The organism is Clostridium lundense DSM 17049 (genome assembly GCF_000619945.1).
Taxonomy (GTDB): domain Bacteria; phylum Bacillota; class Clostridia; order Clostridiales; family Clostridiaceae; genus Clostridium_AO; species Clostridium_AO lundense.
In genome coordinates this window covers 193,136-208,224 of record NZ_JHVC01000008.1, presented here as the reverse complement: position 1 = coordinate 208,224, position 15,089 = coordinate 193,136, and the positions used below count along the sequence as shown (strand labels likewise).

Below are 15,089 nucleotides of genomic sequence, written 5' to 3'. Positions count from 1 at the left end.
TTTATATGAAAAAGTTAATCTCTATAATATTAAGTTCTTTTATGATTGGTTTGATTTTATCTGGTTGTAGTAATAAAGGTAATGATACCGAAATAACAGTATATACAGCAGTGGAAGATAATTTAATTCAAGATTATATTGAAGGTTTTAATAAAAAGTATTCAAATATTAAGGTAAATATAGTAAGGGGTTCTACAGGGGAAGTAACTTCAAAGTTGCTGGCCGAAAAGGATAGACCTGCTGCGGATGTAGTTTGGGGATTAGCGGCTAGTAGCTTAATAGTTTTAGATGAGGAAGGAATATTAAAGCCTTGTAAAGCTGAAGGAATAGATAGAATTAATCCTAAGTTTATAGATAATAAAAATAAGGAACCACACTGGATAGGTTTAAGCTTATGGACAAATGCTATAACTATAAATTTAGAAGAGGCTAAAGAAAGAAATGCTACAACACCTAATTCCTATGAAGAATTATTAAAACCTGAGTACAAAAATCAGATATCTATGCCTAATCCAGCATCATCAGGTACAGGATTTATGTTTGTATCTTGTATAATTCAAAGCTTAGGTGAGAAAAATGGATGGGAGTACTTGGATAAACTAAATGGGAATATTAGAGTATACGAACATTCTGGAATGGGACCAATTAAATCTACAGAGATGGGAGAACAGCTTATAGGTCTAGGAATGGGAGGAGAAAGTCTAGTAGAAGAAAAAAAACATAAGCAGATAAAGACATATTTCCCTAAGGAAGGTTTAGCTTGGGATATAGATGGAATTGCAGTTATAAACAAAGAGTATATAAATGAGGGTGTAAAAAAATTTGTAGAATATATACTTTCAGATGAGACTATGACTATAGAAGCTAAATCTAGAAATAGAATTGTTACATTAAAGCAACCAATTAGTATAGATGGATATCCTAAAAATGTTGCAGATATGTTATTAAAAAATGATTTAAATTGGGCATCAAAAAATAAATCTAGGATTATAGATGAATGGAATAAAAGGTATTCCTCAGGAAAGTAATAATATTTTGGAGAGGATATTGCTATGGGATATTTGGTTATAGACAATATAAATAAAAATATAAATAATAATGGTATATTAAAAGGTATTAATTTTAGCATAAATAAGGGAGAATTTATAAGTATATTAGGGCCAAGCGGGTGTGGAAAAACTACTTTGCTTAGGATAATTAGTGGACTTGAAAATCCTACCTGTGGAGATATATATTTGGATAATAATAAGATAACAGAGATACCACCAGGAAAAAGAGAGTTCGGATTTGTATTTCAAAATTATGTATTATTCCCCAATATGACTGTAGAGAAAAACGTAAGTTATGGTTTATATAATAAACGTCTTAGCAAAGAAGAAATTAAGTGTAAAGTATATAATATGTTGGAACTAATAGGTATAAAAGACATTAAGAATAAATATCCTAGTGAATTAAGTGGAGGTCAGCAGCAAAGGGTAGCATTAGCAAGGGCATTAGTGCTATCACCAAAAGTGCTATTGCTAGATGAACCACTAAGTGCGTTAGATGCTAAAATAAGGGAAAGTTTAAGAGAAGAAATAAAAAGAATACAAAAAAAACTTAATATAACTACTATAATGGTTACTCATGATCAAGAAGAAGCTTTAACTTTAAGTGATAGAATTATAGTTATGAAGAATTGTGAAATTTGTCAAATAGGTATACCAGAAGAAATATATAATAATCCTAAAAATAAATTTGTAGCTGATTTTATAGGTAAGACTAATATATTAAAAGCATCTGATAACTTATTTAGAATTATCAGACCAGAAAATATAAAATACTCAATATGTAAGAAAGAAGGATTTGTTAGCTGCTATATAAAAAATATGGAGTTTAAAGGGGCGTTCTATAGAGTAACATTAGAGTTGGAGAATGACTCTAAATTCCCTAACATATTGTTAGATATTATGTCAAATGAAAAAGAAAAACTGGACTTAGAAGAAAAAATGAATTTATATATTGATATATCTAATAGTATGTTGCTAGATTGTTAACTATTAGAAATGATAGGATGTTGCAGATGAAGAAATGGAATAAAAGAAAAATTTTAAGGAATAGCTTTTTACTAAGTATAATTTTATTTTTAGCTATAAGCATGTTGTTACCGATGCTTGCATTATTTAAAAAATCATTTTATATGAAAAGAAAATTTGTGGGAATTAATAATTTTAAAAGAGTTATTAATGATACTGGATTTTTACAAGCATTAAGTAATAGTTTTAATATATCGTTAGTTGTTGCAATAATAACATTGATTCTTGCTTTTTTGTTTGCTTATGGAATTGCAAGAACTAATATAAAAGGTAAAAAGTTTTTTAAAACAGTTGCTATTTTACCATTATTTGCACCAACCATGGTTTATGGTATAGCTTTAATTTATATATTTGGAAGTAAAGGGATATTGACAACAGGTTTTTTAGGTTTAAGTAGTAATTTGAAAGTTTTTATAAATATATATGGAAGATTAGGAATAGTAACAGCAGAAACATTGTACATTTTTCCATCAGTATATTTAATTATTTTAGCTGGATTTAATAATATAGATTATTCTCTGTATGAGGCTGCTGAGGTTGTAGGTACTAGTGGACTTAGGCAATGGTATACTATAAAATTGCAACAAATGAAAAATTCTATAATAAATGCTTTTTTTACAGCATTTATTATGTGTTTTACTGATTTTGGTATTCCTAAAGTAATAGGTGGAAGTTATGATACGATAGCTTTGAGATTTTATCAGCAAGTGGTAGGGCAGAATCAAATTGGCAAAGGAGCAGTTATAGCTATATTATTTTTAATACCTTCTTGTATATATTTTATAATATATACTTATATAAAAAGGAATACATACAATAATAAACAAATACGTCCATACATAATTAAAAAAAATATATTTAGAGATATGTTTTTTACTATATACAATGTAATTATGTCATTTAATATAATTATAGTATTTATTATATTATTTTTATCATCCATGATAAAAAATTGGCCCTATGATTTATCTATAACTTTTAAATATTATAATATTAAAACTATAGGGACAAGTCTTTTAGATATATATAGAAATACCATATTTGTTTCTTTTATGGTAGCTTTTATTGGAACAGCCATAGTATTTACTACGGCATATATCGTAGAAAGATATAAAGAATTTTCACAAGCAAGAGCTTTTCTACATTTTGTATCCTCGTTACCTCTAGCAATACCAGGAATGGTAATAGGACTATCTTATCTTTTATTTTTTAATAAAAGATGGAATATATTTAATTGTTTATATGGAACATTAGCTATTTTAATAGTAGCTAATATAATACATTTCTTTTCAGTTCCTTTTTTTACAATATCAGATAACTTAAAAAAAATTGATAAGGGATTTGAAGAAGTTTCTGAATGTATGGGAATACCTTGGTATATAACTTTGATTAAAGTTATTTTACCTAATAGTATTTTTTCAATTTTAAAAAGTTTTGAGTATTATTTTATAAATTCTATGGTAACAATATCTGCGGTTAGCTTTTTATATACAAGTAAAACTAAATTGGCATCTATAGAAATATTGAATAAGAGTGATTCAGGAGATATAGCAATTGCATCGGCCATTGCTGTGACCATAGTAATTATTAATTTGGTGCTGAAATTTATTTTTAATAGGATTGAAAGTAAGCTTTATAGTTATTTGCAATTTGAGAATAAATATTAAGTGCTACTGGAGTATAATATGAAGAAACCACAAACAAAACAAAAGATCCTATTTTCCCTAAGTATCATATTTCTTATAACATCGGCATCTATAAGCGTTTATAAAACTGCAGCTAATTTTAAAAGTATATCTTTTAATAAGAATAACAATGATGTTACTGAGGGAATAGATGTTGAAAATTTACAGAATGAAAGAGAAATTAAAAATAAGATATTACCACTTGTAGAGACTTTGGGTGAAGCTGTAGATTATATAAAAAATAACTTGAGTGAGAAAAAGTTAGCTGAAGTTATTATAATTACAGATGATTGTATAAATGCATTATATAGTATAGAAAATGGTATAAATAAGTTAAGCAATAAGGAAGAAATAAATGATTTAATCAAGCAAACTAAGATTTTAAGAAGTTATTTTCATGATTTGAAACTAGCTTTAGAAAAAGGAGATATAGAAAAAAGTTCAAATATAATTTCTTCTATAAAGAAGGAATATATATGTTTGAAAACTCAAATTAATTATAAATCTGAATAGTATTAATTAGTGCGAAAGCTACCATATAATTTGGTAGCTTAATTTTATTATGTCTTAAATTCTATAATACATAATATTATGATATTAAAAAATAATATAAAATGATGTGGGAAAGTGTTGGAAGTTATGATATTATTGGTTATATTAAGCTGTTTTATAAATAATTAAGACTTGAGAAGGGAATGATTTGGTTTGAAACTAAAGATAAATAAAAGTATTAAAAATAAACTTATAGTATCTTTTGTATCTTTAATACTAATATGTTTAATTTTAATGGGAACTGTAATTTATTTAAAAGTATACAAGCAAACAGAAGTAGATTATATACATGCTGTTCAGTCACAAATTGCGGAAGTAGATAATGGGTTTAATAACTATATTGGCGCATTTGAGGAAAATATAAATATGTTTAGTAAAGAATTTAATAATTTAAATAGTCAAATTACATCTTATATAAATAAAAATTCACTTACAGAAGAAATACAAATGACTCCCCTTAAAAATGGACAATATGAAGCTAGTCTTTATAAAATATTTGAAAATTTTAGTAAGACTCATCTAGGTGTGGAAGCTGTATTGATAGCTACAGAAGAAAATGGGGGATATTTGCAATATCCAGCTATAGCTAGGAAAAAGGGATATGATCCAAGAAAAAGAGAATGGTATACTGCTGCTAAAAATAATAAAGATAAAATTAATTTTACTGATGTCTATAAAACAAGTTTGGGAAACATAGCCATGTCTGCTGTAACCGCTGTTAAAGATAACAATTCTAATTTTAAAGGAGTTGTAGGAATTGATGTGAACTTAAGTCAACTTACTAAGTTAGCTCAAAATATAAAGATAGGCAATACAGGATATTTAATTTTAACAGATAGAAAAGGTACTATAATAGCAAATGCCAAAGATGAAAGTTTAATATCCAAAAATATAAAGGAGCTTAAAATAGATAAATTAAATGACTTATCTAAGCTTCAAGAGGAATCTTTTACAACAAAGTTAGAGAATGGTAAGGAGTATTTAGTATCTATTAAAAAATCTTCTAATACTAATTTAGGATGGTATTATATATCCTTTATAGAGAAAAGTGAACTAACTAAAAGTGCAAATAGCATAGGTATGATAATTTTATTATTTACAGTTATTTTTGCATTTATAAGCGTTGCTCTTTCTATATTTATATCTGGAAAGATTTCAAAACCTATTAAATATATCGCAGAGCATTTAAAAAGAATAGGATCAGGAGACTTTACTGAAAATGTATCCCAAAAATATTTAGGTTTTGAAGATGAAATAGGTGAAATTACAAAATCCGTTAAAAATATGCAAGAGGATATAAAAGAAATATTATTACATATGAAGGATAATTCTATAATTATAGAAAATGAAGCTGAAAGACTTTTAGCTTCATCAGAAGAGATGACAAGTTCTTCAGATGAAGTTGCTAATGCAATACATGATGTGGCACAGGGAATATCTAACCAAGCTACAGAGCTAACACAGGTTGCATCTATTGTAGGTAATTTTGGAGAAAAAATTGACTCCACAGTAAGAGAATTAGATAAAGTTAATAAAAATTCTACCCAAATAAATTCTAATGCAAATTTCAGTAATGAAAAAATGCAAGAAATGGATAACTCTATGAATAATATGAAAGAGTTTTTTAATAAGTTTGTTAATATGATTTCAAAACTAGGAGATAATGTTGGAGCCATTAATGAAATGTCTAATCTAATAAATAGTATATCAGAACAAACTAATTTATTAGCTTTAAATGCTGCTATTGAAGCAGCAAGAGCTGGAGAAAGCGGAAAAGGATTTGCTGTAGTAGCAGATGAGATCAGAAAGTTAGCAGAACAAAGTAAATGTTCATCAGAAAGTATAAATAGGCTAATAGAAAATATATCCAAAGATACAGATATTATTAAAGATAATACAGAAAATATGAATAATGATCTAAATAATCAAGTTATTATAATAGAAGATACTATTAATGCATTCAGAAGCATTATAGGCTCTATTGAAGAAATAGTACTTAAAATACAAAGTGTCTCACAAGCCGCTGAGGATATAGATAGAGAAAAGGACAAAGTACTTAGTATGGTAGAAGGAAGTTCAGCTATTTCAGAACAAATCTCTGCTTCATCAGAGGAAATAAGTGCATCAGCACAGGAGATGAACGGTTGTACTAAAGAAGTTTGTCTAACTGCTGAAAAGTTAAGTAATATAACAAAACTGATGAATGAGCAGGTAAATAAATTTAAGTTGGAATAATTAGTAATATGAAGATAGTAAGAGAAAAAGTCATAAAATATGAAATTAAATTTAAATTTTGACTGTATTAAAATTAGCAAAAAAATTGACAAAAAAATAATTATAATGTATTATTTTATCATAATATATAAATATTATAAGCCAATAAGACTAATAGAGAATAACTATTTATTTTGCTATAGGTATGTTGGTGATTTTAACTAATAAAAAAATATATGTTACTGGTAGGATTGATAGAAAATAAGTATTTATTTTGCTAGATATAAGCCAGCATAGTCAGTTTTAACTTATGTTAAAAACTGATTATGCTGGCTTTTGTATTTTTAACATTCTATAAAATATAAGGAGGAGTTAATATGGTTTCTAATTATAAGGCTTTGGACAGATCTTATGAAGAAATCCTAGTTGGTGAGAAGGCATCCTTAAGTAAAGTTATTTCAGAGGAAGACATAGTATGTTTTTCTAAAATATCTGGTGATATAAATCCAATACATTTGGATGAAGATTTTGCAAAGAAGAGTCTTTTCAAGAAAAAGATTGCTCATGGTATTTTAACTAGTTCTCTAATTTCAGCAGTTTTAGGAACAAAACTCCCAGGAATTAATACTTTATATCTATCTCAAACATTAAAATTTTTAGCTCCAGTATTTATTGGAGATGAGTTAACATCAGTAGTTCAGGTAATGAGTAAAAATGATGATAAAAGAATAATACAATTAAAAACTAGTATATTTAACCAAGAAAATGTTGAAGTAGTTACAGGAGAAGCTGTAGTAAAGAAATTAAAGGAAAATTAAGAGGAGGTTTTATACATGAATTTTGATAATAATATGATGAATCAATTCTTTGACATTCAGAAAAATATGATAGGTGCTTGGCAAGAGATATTTTTGCCTAAAACTGATAGTAAAAATGAGACAAAGACTGAAAATAGTAAAAATGAATCTTCTCGCAATCCTATGGATTTTTTAAATAATATGATGGAATTTAACAATAAAATATTTTATTCCTTTAATAGTGGTGATCCTTATGAGGTATTAAAAAAGATCACATCTAGTGCTAATGTGTACTTTAATGTTTATAAATTGTGGGAGGAGTTAAATAATAAATCTTTTAAACCAACTATTGAAGAATATAATAAAATTTATGATAATTGGAAAGATAAATACATGGAATTTTTAAGCAATAGTTTTGCGCCATATTTACCAAAACAAATGCAGTGTTTTGTAAAAGAACCAATGGAGATATTTAATAGTTATACAAATTTAATTAATCAGTCTTTCAAACCTTGGATTGAAACGAGCAATGAACTTAAAGAATATATGGCAGAAGGAATCTTTAAAAGTCCTGCTGATTATTTAAACTTTATTAAACTTTGGAAAGATAATTATGATAAAACTTTTAGTAAGTTTTTAAATAGTCCAGCACTTGGTATAAATAGAGAATTGCTTGAAAAACAATTTGAAGGATTAGACACATTTATTAAATATACAACTATATTAGGGGAATTTTCAGCTACTATATTATCTGTTGCTAAAGAAACTGCAGAGCAGATATTTAAAAATTATATGGAAATGATGAAAAATGGAACTCAACCTAAGACTTTTAAAGAATTTTATGAATATTGGTCCAAAGAAAATGAAAATGCCTATGAGAAGTTGTTTAATACTGATGACTTTAGTAAGCTTATTGCAGAAGTTGTGGATTCATCCATGAAATTTAAAATGAAATGCGATAATCTTATGGAAGAATATATAGGTCTTATGCCTATACCAACTAAAAGTGAAATGAATAGTTTATATAAAACTGTATACGAATTAAAAAGAGAATTGAAAAATGTAAAGAAAGAGTTAAATGAAATAAAAAGTGTGAAAAAATAGATAGGTATAAAAGTTGAAAAATCATTAAATCCAAAGGAAAAAGGAGGATAAATTATGAATTCAATTTATGGAATAGATATGGAAAAGTCTTTTAATGAAATGATTTCAGCACAAAAGAAACTATTAAAGGGTATGGAAGTTATGATGAATGTAAGTGAAGAGGGTTCTGATTGCACTCCTAAAGAACTTATTTATAAAGAAGATAAAATGAAGTTATATCATTATACACCTTTAGTGAAAAGTCCTTGTAAAGTTCCTACTTTAATTGTTTATGCTTTAGTAAATAGACAATATATGATGGATATACAACAGGATAGAAGTGTAATAAAAAATCTATTAGAATTAGGATTAGATGTATATATAATTGACTGGGGATATCCAACTGCTGAAGATAGATATCTTACTATGGAGGATTATATAGAAGGATATATAAATAATGCAGTGGATGTAATATGTAAGAATAATAATGTAGATAAGGTGAACCTTATAGGGGTATGTCAGGGAGGAACTTTTTCAACTATATATTCAGCACTTCATCCAAGTAAAATAAAAAATTTAGTTACTATGGTCACTCCTATAGATTTTAATATAGATGAAGGTCTTTTATTTAAGTGGGGTAAATATCTTAATATAGATAATATGGTAGATGCCTATGGAGTTGTTCCAGGTAGTGTAATGAATTCAGGATTTATAATATTAAAACCCTTTCAACTTATGGTAGATAAATATGTAGGGCTAATTGACAATATTGATAATGCAGATGTAATGGGTAATTTTATGAGAATGGAAAAATGGATATTTGATAGTCCTGGACAAGCTGGTGAAACGCTAAGACAATTTGTAAAAGACTTATATAGAGATAATAAGTTGGTAAAAGGGGAATTGGTTATTGGTGATAAAAAAGTAGATTTAAAAAATATTAATATGCCACTTTTAAATATATATGCTGAATATGACCATCTTGTTCCACCATCAGCAAGTAAACCGTTAAATGATTTTGTAAGCAGTACGGATAAAGAAATGTGTTCTTTCCCTGTGGGACATATAGGAATGTATGTTAGTTCCAAGTCACAAAAAGAAATAGCTCCTAAAATGGCAAAATGGCTTATGGATAGAAGTAAAAAATAATATTTTAATATTATAAGAAAGTTTAGAAATAATGGAATAAAACTATGTATTGTTTCTAAAACAAAAAAGCTGCCATATAATTTGGCAGCTTAATTTTATTATTAATAACTTAGTAAAAATTATTACGGGCTATAAATAGAGGGGGAATTTTATGTGTACAGTACTTCACATTGAAAAAAGTGAACGGATATGTAATTTAGTAGAAGATGCAGTAAGAAGAAAAGGATATCAATATATGTGTATTGATAATTTTTATCAAGCACACCAGATACTCCAAAAACTTTATGTGGATTTAATAATAATTTCTCAATCTGAAAAAGATGAGCAAATAGAGAATTTTTTAAAGAAGATAAATAAAAACATTAAAGATAATATTCCAATACTCATATTAGCAGGAGATGATACTAATGACAAAAAGAAGAATTTAATTGATTTAGGAGTAAGTCATTATATATCAAAGGGTAATATGGAAAAAGAAATATATAAGAGTATTCAGTATATATTAGAAGAACATACGGATATGAAATTGTTAAAAGAAGTTGAGATGGTTATTATAGATGATAATATTTTTGAAACAGCAGTTGAAGAAAGACTTTTAAATAAATATGATATTTATAATTTTGATTATTATCAGTCTGGAAAAGAACTAATTGAAAGTAAAAGTAAATATGATGTATATCTTGTAGATATAGTTCTTAAAAATGAAATAGGTACGGACATAATAAGAAACATTAGGAAAACTGATAAAAATGCAGTTATTATAGCTGTAACTTCTCTTAGTAATCCTAGGACTTTGGCTAGTATTTTAAATGCAGGAGCAGATGATTATATATCTAAGCCTATTAATGAAGATTTATTTATGGCAAAACTAAAGTCTAATATAAGACACTATAATTTAGATGAAAAAGTACAATGTTAGTGTAAAAAATAATAAGGAGGATTTTTTATGTATACAGTATTACACATTGAGCCTAGTGAATTTTGTTCCAATATTGTAAAGAATATATTACAAGAAAAAGGATACGACTACATATGGACAGATAGCTTCAAAGAAGCAAATGCAATTTTGTATGAATGTGAAGTAGATCTTATAATAACTTCATTATTAGGTCGTGAAGGAGAAATTGAAAGTTTTGTATCTAATTTTAATACCAGCAATAAAGGAGAAATTCCTATATTTGTAGTTACAGGAGATAATATTGATGAAAAAAAGAAAAAGTTATTTAATTTAGGAATAAGTGATTATATATTAAAGGAGAATTTACAGGAAGAAATATCAAAGCATATAGAGGCTGTTTTTCAAGAAGATCAGTATATGGTGGAATTAAGAGAAGCAAGAATTGCTATAGTTGATGATAGTTCTTTTGAATCAGCTATTGAAGAAGATTTGTTAAAAAAATATGGTGTTAATAACTATGATTATTATAAATCAGGAAGGGATCTTATAGAAAGCGGAAAAAAATATGATATATACTTAATTGATATGCTACTTAAAAATGAATTTGGAAAAAATATTATAAGATATATCAGAAGAAACAATAAGAAGGCCACCATTATAGCTGTAACAGTTCTGAATAATCCCAAAACCCTAGCAGGTATTATAAATGCAGGTGCAGATGATTTTATAAACAAACCTATAGATGAAAATTTGTTTATAACTAAATTAAAGTCTAATATAAGAATTTATAGTTTAAATAAAAAAATAAATTCTTTTGTAAAAAATATGAAATAATTAGATAAGTATAATAGAGTATAAAAAATTGGAGGTAAATGTTACCTCCTTTATTTTTAGAGAAAGTTTATAAATATAACTCAATGTATTAAATAATATATCGATATAATAGAATGCAAAATTTTATATTATTAAATTTAATTCTACAGAATAGCTAAAATACTGTGTTAATGAGATGTGAACAAAATTTGGAATTATAATGAAAATATTTAAAATGTTCAAAATAACAAGACGAGTAATAAGGAGGTATAGCAAAATTATGAAAGGAACTAAAAATTTTAAAGTAGTACATGGGATTATACTACTAAGCATTATATCTTTAATAGCCACATTGATGATAGGTTCAATTGGGTATAATAACATGAAAAAGATTAATAATTCCATAGGAATAATGTATAATAATGCTTTTGCTAAGGTAGATACAATATCTAATGTAAATGCCGAAATTGGAGTTTTAAGAAATGCCTTAACTAAAGTTATAGACAGACCATATGATGAAAGTATAGTAAATATAGTAAGGGAAAATGACAAGCTTATAAAAAATAATATTGAAAGCTTAGGTAAGTTAGATAAAAATAGTGAAGAGGAAAAAATAATAACTGACCTTACAAGCATTTATGAACAATATATGAAAGGTGCAGAAGAGATAATACAAAAAAGAAAAAGTAGTGGAAAGATAACTGATAGCTTCGCAAAAGAATATGGTAATTTGGGAAATAATGTATCTGCAAAACTAAAGCAATTATCCGAAATCAGTAAAGAATATGGAAACTCTATGTATCAAGATTCTGGGAAAATTTATTCAAAGAGTTCAAAAATCATTTTTATTATTACATTAGTGCTTGTTATATTGTTAGGAGTTATATCCTTTAGTATATTCAGTCTAATTAAAAACAGTTTACAAAATTTTTTGAAGGATTTAAAAACAATAGGTTCAGGAGATTTTTCCCTAAATATTGATACAAATTTTGATAATGAATTTGGAGTTATGAATAAGGAGTTAAGTAAGACTGTAGACTCTATAAAAAATATTTTGGGAGATATAAAAACTGATACAATTAAAATAAATGACGAAGCATTGTCATTATCAGCAGCTTCAGAAGAGATGACTTCATCCATGCATGAAATATCTAGTTCTGTAGCAGGGGTAGCCCAAGGTTCCACTTCACAAGCAGGTGAATTAATAGAGGTAGTTAATATACTAGAAAAGTTTTCAGATATAGTAGAAGATATAGTAACATCTACAGAAGATGTATATAATAATGCATCAAATATAGATTCTATGGCTGGACAAAGCAATGAAAAGTTAGAGAAGTTATTTAAATCAGTAGAAGATTTAAGAGAGTTATTTAAAACTGTAATAAATAGTATATCATCATTAGAGGTTAGTGTTAATAGAATAAATGAAATAACTGGTTTGATTAACAGTATAGCAGATCAAACTAATTTATTAGCATTAAATGCAGCTATAGAAGCTGCTAGAGCTGGAGAATCAGGAAAAGGATTTGCAGTAGTAGCTGATGAAATAAGAAAGTTGGCTGAACAAAGTAAGAATTCTTCAGGAGAAATAAATGAATTGTTAGTTTCTATATCAACAGAGACTAAGGTTACTGTTGATAGAACTTTAAAAGTGGACAATGAACTAGGAAACCAAATAAGTGTGGTTAATGATTCATTAGATTCATTTAAGAACATAATAAATGCTATAAATGAAGTAATTCCGTTAGTAAATAAAGTGAAGGATGAGGCAGAAATAATAAAAGATGAAAAGGACAATATTGTAGGAAAAGTAGAGTCTATATCTGCAGTGGCTGAAGAAAACTCAGCATCTTCAGAGGAGATTTCAGCTTCAACAACTCAGATAGATTTAACATCAGAGGGAATAGCTAAGACTTCAGAAGAACTTTCATTTATATCTTCCAAGACTTTAGAAGGAATAAGTAAATTCAAATTAGAGTAATTGCTTAAGATTTCCAAAAGTTTCACGATAACCGAATAAAAGAGGTGATTTTATGGATATAGCAGGAATGTCAGTAGTAATGAACCAAAACAAGTTAATGGAAGACACGGGCTTAGCAGTAATGAAAATGGCTATGAATACTGGAAAAGAGACCGCTCAAGCCATGACAGAAATGATAGAGAAATCCGTAAATCCAAATTTAGGTCAACATTTAGATATAAGGGTATAGTTCATAAGAATAAAGGCTGTTCATATTTGGACAGCCTTTATTCTTATAAATTTCTCACCAATCAGTTTTTTAAAAGAGATAACATAACTAATATGTTGGAACAGCTAATTCTTTTGAATGTTTTTAAACCTTAACAACAAATGAAATTATGTATTGACTAAAAAAAGCAGTTTGATATACTAGTAAGGTGAAATTGACCTAGAAAATGGAGGACTTAATTATGAAAAAGCCTAAAAATAAATTTCTTTTTATATTAAGTATTATAGGACCGGGACTTATAACTGTAAATGCAGGTAATGATGCTGGTGGAATTGCTACATATGCTTCAATTGGAGCAAGCTATGGTTACAGTATGCTTTGGGGACTATTTATAATTACATTAAGCCTTGCAGTAATACAGGAAATGAATGCTAGAATGGCTGTAGTTACTGGGAGGGGACTAGCAGATTTAATAAGAGAGTGGTATGGTGTTAAGCCAGCTTTTTTTGCTATGCTAGTACTTTTTATTGCAAACTTAGGAGTTTGTATTGGAGATTTTGCAGGTATAGCAGCAAGTTTAGAGCTGTTTGGAATAAATAAATATATATCTGTACCCTTAATGGGGATTTTTATATGGTTTATTATAACTAAAGGTTCTTATAGAAAAACAGAAAAAATATTTTTAGGTTTTACATTTGTGTTTTTCTTATATATAATAAGTTGTTTTATAGTAAAACCTGATTGGAATTTAGTACTTAGAGAAATGGTATCTCCTAAAGTCCAATTTAGTAAGGCATATATTTTAACTTTTATTGGTATGATAGGAACTACCATAACTCCATATATGCAGTTTTATCTTCAATCTTCTGTAGTAGACAAGGGATTGAGTGTTGAAGAATATAAATATGAAAAGGCAGATGTGTATTTGGGAGCAATTTGGGGGAATTTGGTTTCGTTTTTTATAATTGTGTGCACTGCAGCTACCTTGTATAAAGCTGGAATTTCTATTAATAGTGCAGAAGAAGCTGCCCTTGCCCTAAAACCTTTAGCAGGAAATTATGCTTCTGCACTTTTTGGTATAGGACTTTTTGGAGCCTCAGTTTTAGCTTCTGCTGTAATACCCTTATCAACTACTTATGCTATTTGTGAATCTTTTGGTTTTGAAAGAGGAGTGGATCATTCCTATAAGGAAGCCCCTATATTTTATGGAATATTTACTTTTATGATTGTTATAAGTGCAGTATTAGTATTAATACCTAATCTTTCTTTGGTAAAGGTTATGCTTATTACTCAACAATTAGCTGGCATTCTTTCTCCTATAATATTAATTTATATGGTTAAGATTATTAATGATAAAGAGATAATGGGCAAGTATGTAAATACTTCCATCCAAAATATAATTATATGGTTTACGGTGATTTTTATAATTGTATTATCAGTAATATTATTTATTTACCCCTTATTACGGCTTATCGTTGGATAAATAGTTTAAGCAGGTACATTTGTGTACCTGCTATTATTTTGAACAAATTTGTAAAAAATATACAAACAAAGTGGAATAATATAGATAATATAAAATATTTTGGAACATATTGTAAAAACAAATTACAAAATATATAATTATAGAGTAGATT

At 27.2% G+C, this 15,089-nt stretch carries 13 protein-coding genes; all 13 read left to right on the top strand.

Features of this window, described 5'->3' with window-relative positions:
- Positions 1-5: 5 nt before the first annotated feature.
- Positions 6-1,028: a putative 2-aminoethylphosphonate ABC transporter substrate-binding protein gene (locus T514_RS0111255; protein WP_027624867.1), complete on the top strand. Its 1,023-nt coding sequence runs from the start codon at positions 6-8 to the stop codon at positions 1,026-1,028.
- A 24-nt stretch (positions 1,029-1,052) separates the two neighbouring features.
- Positions 1,053-2,036: an ATP-binding cassette domain-containing protein gene (locus T514_RS0111250; RefSeq protein ID WP_027624866.1), complete on the top strand. Its 984-nt coding sequence runs from the start codon at positions 1,053-1,055 to the stop codon at positions 2,034-2,036.
- Between the two features lie 26 nt (positions 2,037-2,062).
- Complete coding sequence (locus tag T514_RS0111245; RefSeq protein WP_027624865.1) at positions 2,063-3,742, top strand: putative 2-aminoethylphosphonate ABC transporter permease subunit; 1,680 nt, start codon at positions 2,063-2,065, stop codon at positions 3,740-3,742.
- Positions 3,743-3,760: 18 nt separating this feature from the next.
- On the top strand, positions 3,761-4,273 hold the full coding sequence (locus T514_RS0111240) for a DUF8042 domain-containing protein (protein ID WP_027624864.1): 513 nt from the start codon (positions 3,761-3,763) through the stop codon (positions 4,271-4,273).
- A 192-nt stretch (positions 4,274-4,465) separates the two neighbouring features.
- Entirely contained in the window at positions 4,466-6,547 is a 2,082-nt protein-coding gene (locus tag T514_RS0111235; RefSeq protein WP_027624863.1) for a methyl-accepting chemotaxis protein, read from the top strand.
- A 356-nt stretch (positions 6,548-6,903) separates the two neighbouring features.
- Complete coding sequence (locus T514_RS0111230; RefSeq protein ID WP_027624862.1) at positions 6,904-7,344, top strand: MaoC family dehydratase; 441 nt, start codon at positions 6,904-6,906, stop codon at positions 7,342-7,344.
- Positions 7,345-7,359: 15 nt separating this feature from the next.
- Entirely contained in the window at positions 7,360-8,427 is a 1,068-nt protein-coding gene (locus tag T514_RS0111225; RefSeq protein ID WP_027624861.1) for a poly(R)-hydroxyalkanoic acid synthase subunit PhaE, read from the top strand.
- Positions 8,428-8,481: 54 nt separating this feature from the next.
- Positions 8,482-9,555, top strand: a complete 1,074-nt coding sequence (phaC, locus tag T514_RS0111220) for a class III poly(R)-hydroxyalkanoic acid synthase subunit PhaC (RefSeq protein WP_027624860.1) — start codon at positions 8,482-8,484, stop codon at positions 9,553-9,555.
- 151 nt (positions 9,556-9,706) lie between these two features.
- Positions 9,707-10,474 carry a response regulator gene (locus tag T514_RS0111215; protein WP_027624859.1) on the top strand — a complete coding sequence of 256 codons (768 nt, stop codon included), beginning with the start codon at positions 9,707-9,709 and terminating at the stop codon, positions 10,472-10,474.
- A gap of 27 nt (positions 10,475-10,501) precedes the next feature.
- Positions 10,502-11,287: a response regulator gene (locus T514_RS0111210; RefSeq protein WP_027624858.1), complete on the top strand. Its 786-nt coding sequence runs from the start codon at positions 10,502-10,504 to the stop codon at positions 11,285-11,287.
- A gap of 259 nt (positions 11,288-11,546) precedes the next feature.
- Positions 11,547-13,247 carry a methyl-accepting chemotaxis protein gene (locus T514_RS0111205; protein ID WP_027624857.1) on the top strand — a complete coding sequence of 567 codons (1,701 nt, stop codon included), beginning with the start codon at positions 11,547-11,549 and terminating at the stop codon, positions 13,245-13,247.
- A 52-nt stretch (positions 13,248-13,299) separates the two neighbouring features.
- Entirely contained in the window at positions 13,300-13,476 is a 177-nt protein-coding gene (locus T514_RS26140; protein WP_084284495.1) for a YjfB family protein, read from the top strand.
- Positions 13,477-13,696: 220 nt separating this feature from the next.
- Positions 13,697-14,938, top strand: a complete 1,242-nt coding sequence (locus tag T514_RS0111195) for an Nramp family divalent metal transporter (protein ID WP_027624856.1) — start codon at positions 13,697-13,699, stop codon at positions 14,936-14,938.
- Positions 14,939-15,089: the final 151 nt, after the last annotated feature.